This window comes from Bacillus sp. FSL R10-2780 (assembly GCF_038006125.1).
In the GTDB taxonomy this organism is placed as follows: Bacteria; Bacillota; Bacilli; order Bacillales; family Bacillaceae_G; genus Bacillus_A; species Bacillus_A cereus_U.
This window is the reverse complement of record NZ_JBBOUQ010000002.1, coordinates 30,497-48,478: the sequence shown is the minus strand read 5'-3', so window position 1 is coordinate 48,478 and position 17,982 is coordinate 30,497. Positions and strand designations below refer to the sequence as shown.

The window sequence follows — 17,982 nt, the reverse complement described above, 5'->3', positions numbered from 1 at the left end:
ATATGGGGGAATAAAGATGAGCAAAATTGATTATCTGAAACAACAATACGACACACAAAAGATTGTTGAAGTGGGAAAAGATAAAATCCAAGGCGACTTATTTCTAGTTGAGCAGAAGGATAAAATCCTACTCGTAGGAATTGGGGAAGAAAAAATTGACGGTAAGTATATAGTTTATGAGAAAGCTACAACCCTTTCCGTCCAAGATTCTTTTAATGCAGTAAAGGACATCATAACTATGTATCAAAACATACTAAGTAAAAACCAATAAGAAAAATTATCATAAATAAGACAAAGGGGTGTTAATCCTTTGTCTTATTTACATTGTTAACTTCCCATAAACTACAGAAAAGATACGATACATAATTGAATCTATAATCATTTAATGTCCCATTTCCTGTAATACAATTGCTGCCAAATCAATCCATTGAAGTGTTAAAATCTCCAGCTTTTCCTTTGGACAAGGACTTACACGTAACTGTTTTTTAATTTTCTTACTCATCTCACATTTTACGTCTTCTTTAAAGGGGCTACTAGCTATTCTTCAGCATAATGTAATCTAATTTAACATTGTTGAAAAATCAAATATATTCCTCATCCCATTCCATTCGTTCTTTTCGACCTTTAATAATTGACCTAATTATATCTTCTGCTTCTTCCATAAAACTTAACATCTCATATGAACTAAACCTTTGCTTATTAAAAATTATATTATCTAAGATACTTTGATAAACATCCTCACCAGACCCCCAGTAAGAGTTAGGATAGAATGCACTGTAGAGCATATTTAATTTTTCCACATCATAGCATCTAAATGTTAATACTTCGACCACATTAAACCAAGCAGGTATTACTGGTAATTTTCTCAATATACCCATAACTAAATCAATCCACTTTTCATCCGCTTCTAATAATTCCATAAGCACATCATAAATTTTACTATCATTATTTGTTAATTTAACAATTAAGTCTATAATATCCTCTTTAATTGAACTTTTTAACATTTTGTTCATAAGCCCTTTGTAGAAATTACTACTACCTTCAAATTGATTAATAAACATAAAGTAATCACTACGACTTGCTAGCAAACCATATTTATAAGAGCGTACAAGTTCTTTCTGCTTAATCCTACCTTCGAGATACTCAAGAAATACTGCCAGCCCCTCTATATTAACCAGATGTTTCATACACTCTGATAAATGATAGTCTAGAGTATCATTAGAAATAGAATATAAACGAATTGTTCCAAAGACTAATTCTTTAAAAAACCCCGTATCTGTTTTAAAAAACTTATAAGTATCCTGCTCTTCTTTTGGTTCTAGTAACATCAGTAATTCTGAATAAACATCCGTTCCACAACGTTCTACAATTGCTCGTATACTGTTTTTTACGAATTGCTCATCTATGTCTTGATAATGACGTAAAGCGTTTACCAGATGGTATTCAACTAAATGGTCATTAAAATCAATTAGCAAGGTAAATACTTGTATATCTTTAAAGTCTCTACTAGGCTGGTTATTCCAAGCGTAACTTAAAGCCACTGCTCGACAATATTCCATTTCATTCTCTGCGATTAATTCTAAGCATATTTTTCTCTTTAAATCAGGGGCATTTATCCCTATTCCAGACAATATATCTTTTAAATATATCTTTAGCGATAAAAATTTATTTCCCTTTAGTTCATCAATTATTTTGTTGCCCAAGAATAAATTTCCCTTACCTAAATTGTGTAATATCTCCCCAATCATCGGCAAGTAAGATTGCTTGTCCATTAACAGCAGAGACTGTGACAATTCCATCTTGTTTAAAAATTCTAGGTAATTTTGTATATTTATCTTCCTAGCAGTATTTAGGGCAAATTCTTTCTGCTCTACCTCTACCTCTACTTCTCTCCAGTCCGTACTCAATCTTTTCCTGTACCAATAAGTTCCTTTCACTTTCTCAAATCTTGTTAGTTCCTCATTTTGTAACTTGGTAAGTAATAAGTGTGCTTTCTCATATTTGTAGACACGACTTATCCAATGTATAAGTTCATATATCTTACTCTCAATAAGTAAGTTATCTTTGGAGTTAACAAGTCCCTCTATATCCTGTAAAATAATGTTTGCATCGAAAGTTGTAAGGCTTTCTGTAGGAGCCTCTCCATGCCGCAAATATTCAAAGGGATACGATAATACTTTAACTATTTCCAATCTATGAATATCAGTAACCCATTCCTCTTTAAAAAGTTTTATTAACAAATTAAAAGTCCTTGCTCGTATCTTAAGTAAATCGTCAGTGACTTGAAGCCCACCCGATTGCATAATAAATTTATTTTTATCTATATAATCCATGTAATCATTTGAATAGTGATTTTTGCACAACTGTGAGAGCATATCTATAACCAAACTAACCTCATCTTTAGTAACCCTTTTAGTTAGCCATCTCTCAATAATGTCAAGTATAATCTTCTGGTGCTGGTAAAACCATACATATCCACCTTCACATTCCATAGGTGGATGATATTTAGTAGCTTTAGACAGAAAATCGCTAGCGGCTATTTTAGCCTCCTGTAATCGTCCATCTAGAACTATTTCTCTAAGAAGCTCTACTACAAACCTTAAATGTGTATCCCACGCTGCGTAAATTACTTTTTTACATATATCAACAATTATTTCTGCCTGTGCATCCGAAATAGTACTCTTTTCGGTTCTCCAATAACGATTAATTACCTGAAAACACTCCTTTGGACAAGCTGGGACATACTTATTCATCCAATCTAAATATTTCAACTTTACTCTTTCTTCAACATCACTTTTCAATATTTGCAATGTTTTATTTGGTAAATTATATAAGACGGTCCTTAGCCTCTCACTTTCATATCCCTTAAGAAATAATGCAACTAGATTCTCAATAATATTATTAGCATGAGTTTCTTGAAAAGCGTCAAACATCTGTTCAAAGTTTATGACTTCTGTTAAATCTGATAGAACATATCTAAATAGTATATACTCAGAAACACTATCGTCAAAAATCTTAATTATGGAATTGTAAGGTGAAATTTCAATTATTTCATACTTATATAAATTGTTTATCGAATCTTTAAATTCAATATCATTGTTAAATTGTAAAACCTCTTTAATTTTACTTACTAATTCTGCATCATCTAATTGAATTGTTCTGAGCATGGATATTATAGCTAACAAAGCCTTATCTTTATAGTTTTCACTGATTAAATTGACTAACTCTGTAAACACACCTTCAAAATAACTCTGAAAGAGATTAAACGCTTCTTTATTGGTGATTATCCCAGCTTCTCTCTTCATAACTTCTGCCATTATAGCAGCCAATCTAGGATTCCCTTTGCAGGTTAGAACTATCTCTTTACGATATGATTCTATATCAATTTTAAAGGGTTCCTGTTGTAATATTGTATCTATTTCTCTATTAGTTAATCTTTTTAAATTAAAACTAAATATTTCATCTATGCCCCATGACTTAACCTCTTTAGTAACCATCTCTACATTATAACTACGAACATTTAAAATAATAAGAGGTTCTGTACTCAATGAATGATTAAATAAAAGTTCCTTGAGCTCGTGTAAATTCTCTACCCTATTTGCATCGTCCACCAGCAAGATATATCTCATATCTTTATTTAGCTCCACTAACAATGAAATACTTGAATTATAAATACTATCATTAAGTACAAGAATTTTATCGTAACGGTCTTTCAGAAGAATTTGTTCAGCGAGTTCAATTGTAAATCTTGTTTTTCCGATGCCAGGAACCCCATCTATAATAACTATCTTACTTCCTTTTAAAATCTTTTCAGTCAATTCATCTAATGCTTTGTTTCGACCAATAAATAGATTAGAAAAAGGAAGTTTTTTGCTCTTCTTCACCAATCTACTTTTAAATTCATCTAGCCCCATCAACTTTGGAATTGGATGGATTATACTTTTAATCATTTCTTTATTCTCTTCTACAGAAATAACTTTCTCTACATCAAAAAAACTGGCAATCAAATGTGAATGCTTTTTTAGTTTAATATTCAAATCATTTGCAGTGATTTTATGAACTTTTATTAACTTTAATATATTTATAAGTTCTTCTCTAATCGTATCTAAAGACATATCCTTGAAAGCCTTGTAAGCCTTTATTACTTCTGTAGTCCATGACTCAAAATCATCCTCTATATAAATTTGAGAATTAAAGCTGTTTAACAATTCTAGTGCTGGTTCTGTAAAATCATTTGATACAGCAAAATAATAGGAAAAACTTTTTGGATTTTCAATGAGTTTTTTGTCCAATATATAATGCAGGACAAATTTAATTATTTCTTTTGCAACTTCAGGTTTTCCTACACGTTTACTATATTTCTTACACTGTATTGCCCCCGCTACTTTCCCCTTAAAGTGTAATGTACAATCCCTACCTCTCTCTCCAGTTCCTTGCATTAAATTAATTGAATCAAATTGTTTTTTTAGTTCTCCACTGTTAATTTCTTCTTTATATATAAAGTATAATAGTACTTCAAATCCCCTATCTGTTAAGTCATTATATGGAAATCCTATACCATTTTTATAAACTATTGGTTTTTTAGTGTAGGATTTCTTCTCTTTTTCAATTTCATCAGATAACAAATACATAAATATCCTCCCATTTTGATTCATAGTCCAACCTCAAAATATACCAATCCCACTGATATATTTAGCATATCTTACTAAACAATGGACTAATATCAACTCTTGTCCAAACTTCACTTGCAGACATATTTTTATAGCAAGGAGAATAACTAAATATCTCCATATCATTCTGTCGTTTAATTTCTTTACTCACTTATTAGATACACTTTCAGTTGAAGCCATCACCATAATACGTATTAATCTTTACTCACCTGATAAAGTAAGTAATTTTATAGAATATATATCCCCTGTTAAATCCATAAAACAATCCTTTAATGTTGTTTCAGTAGATAAACTTCTAGGATACCTCGGCTGTTTATTATCATGTACATCAAAGCATTTTAATGCTCCATGGTAATTCATAATTAGTTGTTTAAATTTTAGGTTTCTACTTACTCTTGCCCATTTCTTTCCCCATGCTAATACAACCATTGATGAACTTTCAACTGCCTCTTTTATATATCTGAAATTTACTTGGTCAAATACTTTATATTCCTTTTGCAATTCCTTTTGACTATTGCTTGTCCTAGCAAACAAATTTACAACTTCTATTGCACCATAATCTCCATGTTCTAAAATCTTTGCTACACATTTACTGAGTGATTGACCAAGTATGAATGGATTAGGGTCAAGTGTACGAGGGTTATACATAATAATCGTCACTTTATCCTTTTGACCATCCCAGGCTCGTATCATTGAATAGCGACAATTCTTATCTCTATCTACAACATTATATGCTTGAAGATTTTTCGACCAAATTGTTGTAATTGTGCTCATCTTCTCCTCCATACACACAATTATCATCCATATTTTAACACATAGCTACTAGTAACAGAATTATAGTAGTGTTAATATTTTATTTTGACACATATATTTTGAATACTTCATTTTCTTCTAATTATATAATAACAATAAAATCTTATTTTAGATTCTCAAATAACAATTACCTCATCCTTTTCAAAGCATAAATAGTGAGAACATCAGATGTTCATATTAGCTTCATATATCATGAAGTGTAAATTACTGTTCTTCCCTCATAACAAAATAGGGATAGAGCGTTGTCCTCTCTCTACAAAAAAAGGAATGAATATCTCATTCCTTTTACCATTATACAGCCAGTTAAGAACATAATTTTGTGGTCACAACTGGTCACATAACTTACAATAACCATTGCTTTTTTAATAGAATTCCGTTTATACAAACCCGTGAAAATGCCTTAAAATCAGCGTTCATCCCATAACATAGCTATGAGAGCGCCACTTTGACAGGGTGGAGGTCGTGAGTTCGAGCCTCTCTGGGGTCATAAAACTCAATAGTATCAAGGCTTGAGAGGACATTCTCAAAAGCGAAAACTGTGGGAGTCTCCATCAGACACCACAAGTTAACAGAGGACTACTTCTAGTCAGCAAATCAGCTGGCTCAGAGGTAGCCCTCTTTTTTTGTGTCTATGAGACAGCTAACTAGTCGGCTACTCCTCTTTTTTTGTTTGCTGAGGAAGGAAACTATATAGATATAAGTCTGTATGGTTATTGCTGAAAAGTGAGTCCATCGAGGTGGGGGTTTTGCTAGTTAGTAGGATTCTTTAACAGTCCTACCTCTGTAGTTGTAACCAATCGAGCAAAACTTTATCGTTCCCCCTGAGCTGGATGCCTCACTTCTTTTTTGGTACATCGCTCCACAGGAAGAACCAACTCCCTATAGCTACAACTAACAAGGCGACCGAGCCAGCAAATCACTTGTTCATTACTATCTCCATAATATCCATTAGTTTCCTACCTCCCAATTGCTACTTTATAAGTTGTTCTCTTGTAGGTACCCACATGAGACACCCTAAATCGTATATTCGTTCCAGTTAATTTATTTTCAACATATAGAGTTTGGTATTTCTTATTAAAGTTAGCTACAAAGTTCATTGCATCAGCACCTATGAGAACGACTCTATCGTCACCGATATAAAACTCAATAGCAGCCTGATCTAGATTATCGTGCCCGTTAACCCACTTCTTAAACCACTTAAACATTTTATATTCCTCCTCTTAGTTTTCATAAATAGTTATTCTATTTATTCCCAATTCCCGCCTATCAATACCACCTGAGACGGCACCTATTTTAGTCTCCTACTTTTGTCGAATACTAGCTCACAAGTTTTGTCTGAATAGTACACCTTGTTAGTTTGCTGTCTCAGTGAATCTATTAGTTAATAATCATTTACAATATCTCCCTTGAGAGTACCAACTCAAAAGCCACACCTGTGGAGGTTGTTGCAAAAAGGACTTGACCAATGAATATAACTCCTTTAGTATTTTCCGTAAGAAACTCTAATTGAAGTAGTTCTCAATGAGGATAATAACTTGAGAGCTTTGATACATATAAGTTTTATCGACTCCCTTTCTTTCATCTGTTAGGAAAATTGCCTTGGCAGGGTGGAGGTCGTGAGTTCGAGCCGTTTCTGGTGCAAAAACCATTTGATAGAGACATAGAACCTACATGGATTGTTCAATGACAGATTATGATCCAATTCCAAACAACTTATGTATGAATCCGACTTCATTTTGGGCAGACTTCACCTGTGGGTGAAGTTGTCCTTTTTTCATCATATGCATGGCTTCAACGCCACTCAATATAAAAGTGGCTGTTTCATACGACTTGAATCCTAACATAGAACGCACACGTTTCTTAATGAAACGGTGATCCTGTTCCACTATATTATTGAGATACTACTTGCCTTATTTGTATGCCTTCAGGCATACGTTTCTCTTCTTTTAGCTCTTGAATCACTACGGGATAGGCTGGGTTTTTGTCTACTGTTATAACACGAGGTTTACAAATATTAGAAGCAGCCAAGGCTTTCTTGAAAAAGCGCTTGGCTGCTTGTTTATCTCTTGATTCACTTAGATAAAAATCAATGGTATTCCCTTCTGAATCGACTGCGCGATATAAATACATCCATTGACCTTTTACTTTCACTTACGTTTCATCGACTCTCCAGGAATCATTTGTCGTCTTAAGATGACGTCGTACTCTTTCGTCTAATTCAGGTCCATATTGATGCACCCAACGCATAATGGTGGTGTGAGCAATAGACAAACCTCGCTCCTCCATCATTTCTACCAAATCACGAAAACTTAGATTGTACCGTAGGTACAATCTTACCGTTAATAAGATAATATCAGGCTGATAGTGCTTCCATTTGAACAATTTTTCCTTTTCCATACCGATCACACACCTTTTTTAGAGTAATAGTATCAGTATGTCCTAGATTTAGAGATTCCTTGCAATTGCCCTGAAGTTATTGCACCAGAACCAAAAATCGTATCATCAAAAAATTGAAGAAAATGTTAATGAGACTTTGTCGGGCTTAGCGTGGTGAAAAACGAACTATAGTATTGGTTCGTTTTTTATTATGCACTTTTGCATACAGGATTATTTTCTCTTGTAAATAGGTAATAATAGTATATAATAAAAATAATGTTTTACCAATAAAAGGTAAAATGGAAGGTGGGATAAGTAAATAACCAAAACGTATTAACAGATTTATTCTATGTAAATCATGATACATATATGGAATCAAAACTATGGAATTTTATGTAGAGATTAGATTACTACAAGATAAAAGATTAATAGCGAATACACTCGAGGAAAAAAAGCGTTCGATTAGATTAATGTTATAAAACTACTTAATGTGATATCTATCGAACGAATTGAGAATATACTTAGGGGGAATTTCAAGTGAAAACATTTGGTAAAGTATTATTAACAGGAGCTTTAGCTTTAGGCGGTTTCACGGTTATGAACATTAACACACTTGAAGCACACGCTGACGGAGCAAGCGAATACTGTCGTTATATCTGTGGTCCTAGCGAAACGGTGAATGGTTTCACGATTCAATTACACGCTACGGAATACAGCTTCGGACAAAATATGATTGCAAAAATGACAAATGACAGAGCTGAAGATGTGCGTTATCGTGTAACTATTGAAAAGAAATGGGCGAGTGGTTGGGATTACTATGACAGTGATTTCCGTTTTGGTTCTGAATTACCAGCTGGCACAAATGAAGAGTTATATACTACCACTGGCTGGGGTGGAGAACTTTCAGAAAATGGAACATATCGTTACAAAGTTGAACTTACAAATGCTGACGGTTCTATAGATACAATTTATACAGCAGCAATGACGCTTACAGGACGATAGCTCATGACTGAGCTCCATTATTTATGATTGTATTTTTGATAATATCATTGATAATTGCGGTGATATTATTATTAAAATAAGCTCTTCGGAGCTTATTTTTTTATATAAAAATTGAATATTAATATTCAATAATGGAAATTTCAGATGATTATTATGACTTTTAACGCTCCATTTTCTGAATAAAAAATAATATTAAATACATGAATTTAATGTGATATTATATATTGAACTCTTCAAGAGATTATCATTCACACCAATATTTAGGGGGATTTATGAGTAACCAAAATAATACTGAAATAACAAATAAAATGGAAATCGTAGTCATGATTTTAGGACTATTTTTACCGCTTTTCCTTCCAGCGCTTTTAATGTTAGCATTGGGTAAATGGATGCCAGATGAAATTGCATATACTGGAGCAATGTCATTATTCCTTTTATCTTTCGGACTGTTCATCGTAGCGGCTATTTTCACAAAGATTTTCAGCATGGTTGGATTGACTGAGAAGAAATTAGACGAATTAGGTTTTTTAGGATTTACAATTTCAGTAGTCACATCATTCCTTGCAACGTATGTAGGATACTTTGCAATTGCAAAAATCGGACTAACGTCAGTTGTAGTATCGCCTCATGGCATTTTAATTGTAGCGATTGTTTCTACAATCATTTTAACGATTTTATTAAAAGTACTTGAGAAATTTGATACGGATACAAATGAATAATATATAAAAAAAGCGATACTAATTATGGTATCGCTTTTATTTCATTCTTGAGGTGGATATGCTATTTCTTGACCATCAATATTAATCACATATGGTTCCATGTCTTTAACTTTTTTCAGCAAATGTACCATGTGCATTGAATATCTACTGACTCCATTCATATTAACATGATACATATTATTGCTATCACGTAGATGTTTACCAGTATGTGTACAGACATCCTTTATTAAGTCATAAGCAGCGTGCCAATGTGTCTGTTCTTCACCACATACTCTTTTACAAAGCTCTGAAGCTGTTAGGGTATATTGTACCGCTAATTGATTTGGGTCTTGAATGTCTGCAAATGTAACGAGTGTTTTTCCAGCTACTTCACCGCTTTCAGCTGGATTAGTAAATGAATTTAAGAAGTTTTCTCTATCCGTTAGATAGCGTAACCTTGCTATGTCCACTTCTAAGTTTGTAATAGTATCTCTTTTTACTACATTATATACGGTTTCTTCTATCTGCTTCAGAAACTCAATATCAACAGAATCTTGATATAGAGCTTCATACAGCTGTTCATAGGAGTGCACTTTAATGTAATTTACTCGTACAGATTCACCATTTCCTACCGAGATAAGCTTTTCTTTTTGCTATGTTTCATCAGGATTGACAGGGTGGAGGTCATGAGCCCGAGCCACCGAAGTCATACAACTACTTTTAAAACAGTTTATAACTTATAAAAATCTATCTCATTATTTCTTATTTCAGACCTTAATTTTTAAACTTTAAACATAAAACTCCTACGGTTGGAAGATCCGCCGGGGCCCACTTTAACTCCAATAAATTATTAACATGAACCCATATCAACTCGGCATGCTCAAGCGCTTTAGGTATACCGGATTCTATGTATGCCTTATAAGTAGCAAGATGAACTATAATATTCTCATACTCATGATCCACTTCTTCTATTTTTTCATCAACAGTAATTAAACATCCTAGTTCTTCTTTGATCTCACGTATCAACGCATCTTGCGGCATTTCTCCTTCATTAATTTTTCCACCTGGAAATTCCCAATAGTTCGGTAATGACATTGCAGGAGAACGTAATGCACATAGTATTTCATTCTTCTCATTAAAAATGACCGCTCCAACAACCGATACTTTTTTCTTCATGAATCGTCACTTCTTTCACATCTTATTTAGTACATATACTCTCTATATCTCGTCTTTTTGCTTATATCGCGCCAGCTTTTTCTCTAATTTTGCAACATCTTCATGTAGATTTAAAACATGCAGCTTCCGATGACAATTCGCACATACTCCAACAGTATTATAAATCGTATCTTCTCCATCCTCTGATAGCCATTTCACATGATGTGCTTCTAAGTATGGATTCCCTTTTTTATCTTGGAAAGGAGCATGCTGTTCACACAACTCGCATATACCTTGTGCACGCCTTTTAGCTAGCTCAGCTACATACTCATTTCGTTGATATGTTGTAGTTTTTGTAAAACGTTTATTATTACCGTAAGATACTACCTTGGTAGCTCGATCCTTTAATTTGTTATAACTTAACTCTCTTGCTTTTTTCTTTTCTTTCTCTTGACGATTTTGAATAACACTCTCAGAAAGAACTACATGCTTATTTAATAAACGGATTGGAAAAATCCATACATTTCTATCTATTGCTTGTGTATCCTCTTGGATCTCTTGAAAAGGCTGCTTTACAAGCTCTACTCTCCCCATAAAGATGTGCTTTCCTGTTTCAAATGCTTCAAATAAGTAAACATCTACTCCATTTTCTGTAGATTCATATAGAGTCTTATTTTGATTCCCTTCTAAGACTTGATCTCTTTCTTGGCCCATCCCTGTGTAATATAATATATCCTCATCCCAGCGATCATCGTAAATACCTTTTGTATGATCAGAGAATAAAACTAAAGTGTTTGTTTTTTTCGATCGTCTCATCCCTCCCATATTCCCACATTTAAATATTCTAGAGATTTCTTTATTATCATATTCTTTATCAATGACCAGTGAATGAATTTCTTCTCTCATTCTTTGATACCATTCTTTTACTTGCTCTATATCATACTCTTTTTCACGATTTCCAATTCCCTTAAATGGAAGCCCCTCTTTTTCCATAGCAAGTAATGAATCTTTTGCTATATTAAAGTAGTCGATTAACTCTCTTTGGTTTACTATTTTTTTCTGTTCCAATTACTCTCAACCTACTTTACCAATTTTTTTCATCTATTAATAAATAACCTATCTTAACTATAAACCGTTTTCAAGTAATTCCTATTATAAAGAATGTAAAAAGGAGTGGAAAATCTACTCCTTTTATCACGAGAACATATTTTTTCTTTTAAATAAAATCTAATCAAATTAATACGAATAACCCTGATAAATATAATGCTTCTTCATCACTATTTGTAACTAAGTTCATTAATTTAGTTTTAATTGAATGCTCTATATCTAATGATAATTTGATTAGTAAATATCTTAACTCCGTATCTATAACTGCTAAACTTTTCAAACTAGCAAAATTCAAATTTCGGTATTTCTTTTCATCATCTTTTTCAAAATTTTTTCTATACGCTGTAAGCTTGTAGTAAGACGAGTTTGTGGCTAAATAATTTTTAGCAGTACAAAAAAAGAACGTATGTTGATAACCTTTCTTTTAAACTCTATGTTAAGTCAATTTCCCCTAATTACTTTTATGATTTTAATGGTTATGTTTACAAAAGTTCAAGTAGATCGTATAGATGCATGTCTTGCTGGACCACGTTTATCCTTTCTTACAAACTGATGCGGTTATCTAATTTTATAACGGTGTAGTTTTAGTGTTAAGTTGTCAGAAATACACTAAATAAGCACTCTACAAATAATAGTAAATTAAATCTCGTTAAAACAAAAAGGGATGTCCTAGTACCATGCCTAGGACATCCCTTTTACTTTACTTATCTACATTTCTAAATTCTATACAGCACTATCAATTAAACAATTATTAGATATATCTTCTACCTAAAACATAGTATTATCATTAGCTGCCTCATTTGGAATCTCTTGAATTACATCCCAATGTTCGACAATCTTACCATCATTTATACGAAATATATCCACTATAGCAACTCCCTTATCTTGAGAATTAGCACGAGAATGTACATGAAGAGCAACTGTATCTCCTTCAGCTACTACACGTTTAATCTCTGCAGAGGAATTAGGATTTTTAAAAAAATCCTCCTTAAAGAAATCCATGAAGGCTTTTCGTCCATCACCAACAAAAGGATTATGTTGCTTATAATCTTCGCTTACATATTTAGGGATAATATCGATATTATGTTTATTAAAAACTTCATTATAGAAATCAACTACCATCTTTTTATTCTTTTCATTTTCTGTCGCTTCTTTTGATACTGAGGCAACATTCCCACTCTTTATTGAGTTAGCTTTGTTATTACCTGTGGAAGCTTGAAATATCAAAGTCGACACAATTCCTAAAATAAACACAGAAATAATTATTATTATTAAATTTTTCTCTAACTTCATATATATACCTCTCCTAATCATACATAGTTATATTCCATAACATACTTGAAGAAGGAGAAACCTTCCCCAAAATATGCTGTAAGGGGTAATGTTAAAAAAATCCGTCTTTCCTAACACTCCCTCTTATACACGGTATGTTAGAAACGATTAGCTCTGACTTAATACCTCATTAACAGTTGCACTGTCCACAATTTGAATAAACTTCTTAACCTTATCGTTCTCATCAAACTCATAAAGATGACAAAAATCTGCTATAAACGATTTCCCTGTTGCTTTATATGTCCCACTATATTTCCCATAAACGATAACAGTATTATTATTAAATGCATAAACTTCATCCTTTGCACTATAGTTATCCCATTCCGTGCCAAGGCGTTCATGTACATTTTTCACCACTTCATCTGGACCTATATAAGTCCCCGCATATGGAAATCCAGCAGCTTCTGTCCAAGATACATTTTCACTTAAATACGTTTTGAAAGCATCTAATTTCCCTTCGCCAGTTAACACATACGTTTCATGTAATAATTTTTGATATTTATTCATAGCATTAACCCCAAGGCATTTCTTTTGTTACAACTTTTGCACTTAATTCTAATACACCTTTATTTGCATAGTCTGGATATGCTGTTTCAAGTTTCGCCACAAACTCTGTTGAAGTTTTACTTTCTTCAGAAGCTTGAATTGCAGTTCTCAGGTAATCCATAGTTGCAGTAATTGCTTGATTATCTAATGATTTTTCGATTGATCCATGGCTTGGTACAATAATGTCAGCATTTAATGCTTGTAATACTTGCAAGTTCTCAATCCATGCCTCCATTGCTGCTTTTGAGCTAGTATCTGCTAAGAACACATGGATTTCGTTAAATACATCAATGCCTCCAATCAATAATTTCAGTTCTCTATTAAATAAGCTAGTTCTGTAGTTATCTAAGCCTACTAGTTCAAATGTTAACCCCTGAAAATCAATAGATTTTTCCTTAAACACTTGAGGTAATACCACGTTGCTTGGTGCATTTTCTCCAAGTACGCCTTTCCAAACTTTTAATTTCCCTAAGACAGAATGAACAATGTGTTCAACAGTAGACTCTGTAGCATACGCTATGGCTTCTGGGTAAGCAGCTTTAATACTTTCTAATCCAAAGTAGTAGTCTGGATCCCCATGAATAACAAAGATTTTATCTAGAGATAAGTTGTTTTTTTTCAGATAATTAACAATTTCTTTCGAATCAGATTGAGTAAATTTTGAATTTATTAAAAATGCATCTCCCTCTTTCTCAACTAAGGTTGCAGTGACCATAAAACTTTTTTCGTCCGAACTAAACACTGTCAATTTCACATCTTTTTGATTTGTATCGATTGTTTTAAACATAGAATGTTATTCTCCTTTTGTTAAAGTTATTAAATAGATAACACATTTTTATCTTGTTCCGACAGAAGCTCACTCTTTAAAAACAAATTGAAACTATAACTGTTATAAGAAAGATTTAATTCCATCCACTTCTAGCCTTCTTTAAACATTAAATGTTATATACCTTACCCTAAAATTCCTTAATATAAATTTTTAAAACGTGCTTCAATTTTATCTGGCGTCATTACTCCACCACCAATAGGGATAATTTGATTATCCTTTTGTAAAAGCAAAGAAGGATAACTATTAACACCAAGCTGTCGAACCTTATTGAAATCATTTTGGACATCTACAATTGTTTCTTGAGCGTTTAAACGTTCAAGTACTTGTTCAGGGTTCAAACCATGCTCAATTGCAATCTTACGATATGTTTCAGGGTCACTCAGACTTTGTCCCTCATAATAAAACGCTTTTTGCATAGCCGAAGTGAATTCTAACAAACGGTTTGGCGCTAATGAGCGTAAAGCTGAAAAGCCAATTGCAGCATCTTTCGAATTCATTTTAAAAGTCCCTTCTTCCACCAATTTTTGATATGAAGGACCAAATTCTGCACCTGTAAGTTGATTAATTCTTTTATTTCCCTCTTCTATATATGAGAAATTTTTCATTGGTAAATTATCTAAAAATAACCCTCCACATAAAACCGTTAACGGCACTTCAGTGTGTTTTTGGTAAAATCCTTTAATACTTTCTGAAAAGCCATAGCACCATCCACAATATGCGTCCCATACGTATATAAGGTTATCTTGTTTTGTCTCCATTTAAATCTCCTACCTTTATTTTTATTAGCCAGTCCAGCTATCACTTAAAATTCTTAGCTAACTTTTTGGTTTGTAAAAGTACATCTTTTTTTATATCTTGTTCTTTTTTGAGGTACCTTACTACTTTTTTCACAAACTAATCCTTCCAAAGAAAGGTTAACTAAGATTTTTAACAAAAGATATCGCTGCACATTATTGCCCCAAAGCAGAAAATACTACAGTTCAAAATATGCATTGCTTTTAATACCTTAGTAACTTGTCTACACCGGGCGGCAGCGTGTGGACCACCATCCTTAATTAAATATATAAATCATATTTTTATTTTAAGTAGATACCATCTGTAACTAACTTAATTACAACTCTATGTAACCACTATAGTTACAACAATGATGGAAGTCAATTCTTTTTTACCAAAAACATTAATTTTCTACCTTTATGCTTTTAGAATTCTAGTATTAAAAACTTTCTTCTTGTTCTTAAATTTGTCCTCCCCATCTTTCTAAGAATACTTCAAAGCTTGAATAGAATACCTTATGTATGCAGAATTACATATCAATCTCCATTGAAAACTATTCTCAATGTAACTATAATGGTTTCAGGTAATGGTGTTTTCATTTCCTTTTCAAATCTCGCAATATATTAAAGGAGGAACTAGTATTATGAAAAAAGTTATTTTATCAGGGGCATTAGGAATTGCAGTACTATCAGGTATGAACTTACCAGGGGCAGAGGCACCAAAAGCGAGTGCAGCAACTACAAATTTAGAAATTCAAGAAGTTACAAAATATTACTCTATGAGTTCTTATGAAATGTCTCAAAAGGAAACATTTAATCTCAATAAAGGAGAAGAACTTACAGTCTTTGTACAAAATTCTGGGTTCCCAATTTCTTATACGGTCTTTGATACAGATAATCAAATAATGGGCACCTACAATGCTAATTCACCATATGGTCGCGTATTCAAAGCACAAAAAGATGGTAATATTTCTGTACAATTTCAAGCAGGTGCAAATTCTTCGTACATGAAGAAGATGAATTTCACAGCTAAATTTGCAGTTTCTAAGCTTAACTAACAATCAAAATTTCATTATCCTCTTTCAAAAAATTAAAAAGGTATATCCCTTCAACGGGATATACCTTTAACTTTAGTGAATTTTATATTGATCAGATAATTGCTCTTGCGCCATACGCACTAAACGTTTGGTAATTTCTCCACCTACTGAACCATTCGCTCGTGCTGTTGAATCCGGTCCAAGTGTAACACCAAACTCCTGAGCAATTTCATACTTCATTTGTTCAATTGCACTTGCTGCAGCTCCTACCAAAATCTCGTTTGAATTATTATTTTCGCGAATTTGCATTTCTTACACACCTCCGTTGAATTTGGTAATATCATGCTCTATTTCCAGTAAAATATGTAAAAAGATCAAAAAAAAGACGCATTAAGGTGTCTTTTTTCAATATGTTTTTATTTGTTAAAGGAAGTAAAGTATCCACAGGAGTAATTTCCTCATAATATACAGTTACCACAATGTTCTCTAATGTAATCATGGTTCTAAGATTTGTGCTTCTATAAATCCAAAATCCCCATAACTTCTTTTGTAAATAGTTTAAAATCTTTTAGATGTTTTTCAATAATTTGACGAACAATATCTAAGTTTACACTTTGGTAATCATGTACAGCGATATTTCGAAATCCAACCATAGCCTTTAACTTATTTGCCAGCTCTGCGCTAAGTAATCCTGCTGTAACCAATAAATCAAAAGCTTCTCGACTAGATTGGGGTAGTCCTAATTTTTTACCTGCAACAATATGCATTGCTAAATCAATACTCGCTTCACAAGCTCTTTGTATATTCAATATTATTGAATCTTGCTTTGTATAATCCTCCAAATTTTCAGGGTCATTTCCATACACATCTTGGATTCTTTTTATACAACGCTCTATTGTGGAAATTTTATTTAAAATAACCTCATTCTTCATATATAGAACCTCTTTTCTTTATATCATCGAGTACTATCTGACGTTCCTCATTCAATTTTGAATACATTTTTAAAGTTTTCATTTCAAAAATGATTTTCCGTTCTTCATCAGAACAAAATATTGTCTTTCCTGTATGTATAATCTGAGCTTGAAAAACTGTAGAAGCTTCGGATAAATCAACTAAATCAACATCTCTATGAACAATATCCGCTAACTCCTGTGCTAATAAAAAACGTTCATAATTCCCTAATTTTATGTCGCTTAAATAAGCTATATCAATGTCACTATCATCTCGTTCTCTGTCCTCTGCTGTGGATCCAAATACAATTATCCAATAGGGATTCACGGTCTCTTGTAATTTTTCTATAATAGCTGTAATCATGCTTTGAAAAATCATTTAATTCATCCCCCCTTATTATACTTGAATTTTATTATATCATAACCATTACCCAATCTTTTAAGCTGCACAACTACATAATTAAATTAAACCTTCTTGACGCTTAAAGCACTTTAAAATTATAGATTTTTTTGCTAGAAGAATCCCCTTGCAGGACTCAGGCCGCTTTTAATGATAGGATTAAGACCTAATGCTGTAAACAGAAAATTTAAAGTTCTTGTAGGTATAAATCTTATATCATTATTTAAAATGCAATAACTACACAGATTTATAAACCTTTATATTTTCCTCATTTAAATACACCAGAAAGGTGTT

The 17,982-nt window shown here is 32.6% G+C and carries 17 protein-coding genes and 2 pseudogenes; 4 read left to right on the top strand and 15 right to left on the bottom strand.

The features are described 5' to 3' along the window. Nucleotides 1–16 precede the first annotated feature (16 nt). The gene (locus NSQ47_RS25345; protein WP_341038368.1) at nt 17–271 is read left to right on the top strand and encodes a hypothetical protein; all 255 of its coding nucleotides are present in this window, start codon (nt 17–19) and stop codon (nt 269–271) included. Nucleotides 272–581: 310 nt separating this feature from the next. Here NSQ47_RS25345 and NSQ47_RS25340 read toward each other — a convergent pair whose 3' ends face one another. The 4 genes and pseudogenes from NSQ47_RS25340 to NSQ47_RS25325 form a co-directional block, all read right to left on the bottom strand. After that, the gene (locus NSQ47_RS25340) at nt 582–4,631 is read right to left on the bottom strand and encodes a hypothetical protein (RefSeq protein ID WP_341038367.1); all 4,050 of its coding nucleotides are present in this window, start codon (nt 4,629–4,631) and stop codon (nt 582–584) included. Nucleotides 4,632–4,871: 240 nt separating this feature from the next. Next, nucleotides 4,872–5,444, bottom strand: coding sequence for a DUF1643 domain-containing protein (locus NSQ47_RS25335; RefSeq protein WP_341038365.1), 573 nt, complete (start codon nt 5,442–5,444; stop codon nt 4,872–4,874). Nucleotides 5,445–6,439: 995 nt separating this feature from the next. Beyond that, nucleotides 6,440–6,688, bottom strand: a complete 249-nt coding sequence (locus NSQ47_RS25330; RefSeq protein ID WP_000477563.1) for a hypothetical protein — start codon at nt 6,686–6,688, stop codon at nt 6,440–6,442. 486 nt (nt 6,689–7,174) lie between these two features. After that, nucleotides 7,175–7,880, bottom strand: a pseudogene (locus tag NSQ47_RS25325) (IS6 family transposase). Between the two features lie 516 nt (nt 7,881–8,396). Here NSQ47_RS25325 and NSQ47_RS25320 point away from each other — a divergent pair. Then, on the top strand, nt 8,397–8,861 hold the full coding sequence (locus NSQ47_RS25320; protein WP_341038364.1) for a hypothetical protein: 465 nt from the start codon (nt 8,397–8,399) through the stop codon (nt 8,859–8,861). Between the two features lie 272 nt (nt 8,862–9,133). Next, nucleotides 9,134–9,580 carry an epimerase gene (locus NSQ47_RS25315; protein ID WP_341038362.1) on the top strand — a complete coding sequence of 149 codons (447 nt, stop codon included), beginning with the start codon at nt 9,134–9,136 and terminating at the stop codon, nt 9,578–9,580. Between the two features lie 41 nt (nt 9,581–9,621). Here the strand turns inward: NSQ47_RS25315 and NSQ47_RS25310 are convergent, their stop codons facing one another. The 8 genes and pseudogenes from NSQ47_RS25310 to NSQ47_RS25275 form a co-directional block, all read right to left on the bottom strand. After that, the gene (locus tag NSQ47_RS25310) at nt 9,622–10,152 is read right to left on the bottom strand and encodes a hypothetical protein (RefSeq protein ID WP_341038360.1); all 531 of its coding nucleotides are present in this window, start codon (nt 10,150–10,152) and stop codon (nt 9,622–9,624) included. 181 nt (nt 10,153–10,333) lie between these two features. Beyond that, on the bottom strand, nt 10,334–10,735 hold the full coding sequence (locus NSQ47_RS25305; RefSeq protein WP_341038357.1) for a (deoxy)nucleoside triphosphate pyrophosphohydrolase: 402 nt from the start codon (nt 10,733–10,735) through the stop codon (nt 10,334–10,336). A 42-nt stretch (nt 10,736–10,777) separates the two neighbouring features. After that, nucleotides 10,778–11,782, bottom strand: coding sequence for an HNH endonuclease (locus tag NSQ47_RS25300; RefSeq protein WP_341038353.1), 1,005 nt, complete (start codon nt 11,780–11,782; stop codon nt 10,778–10,780). A 163-nt stretch (nt 11,783–11,945) separates the two neighbouring features. Next, a pseudogene (locus NSQ47_RS25295) lies at nt 11,946–12,179 on the bottom strand (Abi family protein); the annotation flags it as partial. A 410-nt stretch (nt 12,180–12,589) separates the two neighbouring features. Then, nucleotides 12,590–13,114, bottom strand: a complete 525-nt coding sequence (locus NSQ47_RS25290) for a nuclear transport factor 2 family protein (RefSeq protein WP_341038351.1) — start codon at nt 13,112–13,114, stop codon at nt 12,590–12,592. Nucleotides 13,115–13,261: 147 nt separating this feature from the next. Further along, nucleotides 13,262–13,660 (bottom strand): nuclear transport factor 2 family protein, encoded by a 399-nt coding sequence (locus tag NSQ47_RS25285; RefSeq protein ID WP_341038350.1) that lies wholly within the window; start codon nt 13,658–13,660, stop codon nt 13,262–13,264. Nucleotides 13,661–13,664: 4 nt separating this feature from the next. Continuing rightward, a complete protein-coding gene (locus tag NSQ47_RS25280) occupies nt 13,665–14,486 on the bottom strand; it encodes a cytoplasmic protein (protein ID WP_341038347.1) in 822 nt (273 codons plus the stop codon). Nucleotides 14,487–14,665: 179 nt separating this feature from the next. Continuing rightward, nucleotides 14,666–15,286: a DsbA family protein gene (locus NSQ47_RS25275; RefSeq protein WP_341038345.1), complete on the bottom strand. Its 621-nt coding sequence runs from the start codon at nt 15,284–15,286 to the stop codon at nt 14,666–14,668. 659 nt (nt 15,287–15,945) lie between these two features. Here NSQ47_RS25275 and NSQ47_RS25270 point away from each other — a divergent pair. Further along, complete coding sequence (locus NSQ47_RS25270; RefSeq protein WP_341038343.1) at nt 15,946–16,359, top strand: hypothetical protein; 414 nt, start codon at nt 15,946–15,948, stop codon at nt 16,357–16,359. Between the two features lie 72 nt (nt 16,360–16,431). Here the strand turns inward: NSQ47_RS25270 and NSQ47_RS25265 are convergent, their stop codons facing one another. The 3 genes from NSQ47_RS25265 to mntA all read right to left on the bottom strand — a co-directional run bounded on the left by NSQ47_RS25265 (nt 16,432) and on the right by mntA (nt 17,667). Further along, entirely contained in the window at nt 16,432–16,647 is a 216-nt protein-coding gene (locus NSQ47_RS25265) for an alpha/beta-type small acid-soluble spore protein (protein WP_341038341.1), read from the bottom strand. A 209-nt stretch (nt 16,648–16,856) separates the two neighbouring features. Further along, nucleotides 16,857–17,270 carry a type VII toxin-antitoxin system HepT family RNase toxin gene (hepT, locus tag NSQ47_RS25260; RefSeq protein ID WP_098069280.1) on the bottom strand — a complete coding sequence of 138 codons (414 nt, stop codon included), beginning with the start codon at nt 17,268–17,270 and terminating at the stop codon, nt 16,857–16,859. Further along, complete coding sequence (mntA, locus tag NSQ47_RS25255; RefSeq protein ID WP_002162056.1) at nt 17,260–17,667, bottom strand: type VII toxin-antitoxin system MntA family adenylyltransferase antitoxin; 408 nt, start codon at nt 17,665–17,667, stop codon at nt 17,260–17,262. The genes hepT and mntA overlap by 11 nt, the downstream gene beginning before the upstream one ends. Nucleotides 17,668–17,982: the final 315 nt, after the last annotated feature.

Coding starts and splice junctions, on each gene's coding strand:
- NSQ47_RS25265 (WP_341038341.1), bottom strand. CDS start 16,647: ATGCAAATTCGCGAAAATAATAATTCAAACGAGATTTTGGTAGGAGCT.
- NSQ47_RS25315 (WP_341038362.1), top strand. CDS start 9,134: ATGAGTAACCAAAATAATACTGAAATAACAAATAAAATGGAAATCGTA.
- NSQ47_RS25305 (WP_341038357.1), bottom strand. CDS start 10,735: ATGAAGAAAAAAGTATCGGTTGTTGGAGCGGTCATTTTTAATGAGAAG.
- NSQ47_RS25345 (WP_341038368.1), top strand. CDS start 17: ATGAGCAAAATTGATTATCTGAAACAACAATACGACACACAAAAGATT.
- hepT (WP_098069280.1), bottom strand. CDS start 17,270: ATGAAGAATGAGGTTATTTTAAATAAAATTTCCACAATAGAGCGTTGT.
- NSQ47_RS25290 (WP_341038351.1), bottom strand. CDS start 13,114: ATGAAGTTAGAGAAAAATTTAATAATAATAATTATTTCTGTGTTTATT.
- NSQ47_RS25270 (WP_341038343.1), top strand. CDS start 15,946: ATGAAAAAAGTTATTTTATCAGGGGCATTAGGAATTGCAGTACTATCA.
- mntA (WP_002162056.1), bottom strand. CDS start 17,667: ATGATTTTTCAAAGCATGATTACAGCTATTATAGAAAAATTACAAGAG.
- NSQ47_RS25340 (WP_341038367.1), bottom strand. CDS start 4,631: ATGTATTTGTTATCTGATGAAATTGAAAAAGAGAAGAAATCCTACACT.
- NSQ47_RS25330 (WP_000477563.1), bottom strand. CDS start 6,688: ATGTTTAAGTGGTTTAAGAAGTGGGTTAACGGGCACGATAATCTAGAT.
- NSQ47_RS25335 (WP_341038365.1), bottom strand. CDS start 5,444: ATGAGCACAATTACAACAATTTGGTCGAAAAATCTTCAAGCATATAAT.
- NSQ47_RS25275 (WP_341038345.1), bottom strand. CDS start 15,286: ATGGAGACAAAACAAGATAACCTTATATACGTATGGGACGCATATTGT.
- NSQ47_RS25280 (WP_341038347.1), bottom strand. CDS start 14,486: ATGTTTAAAACAATCGATACAAATCAAAAAGATGTGAAATTGACAGTG.
- NSQ47_RS25285 (WP_341038350.1), bottom strand. CDS start 13,660: ATGAATAAATATCAAAAATTATTACATGAAACGTATGTGTTAACTGGC.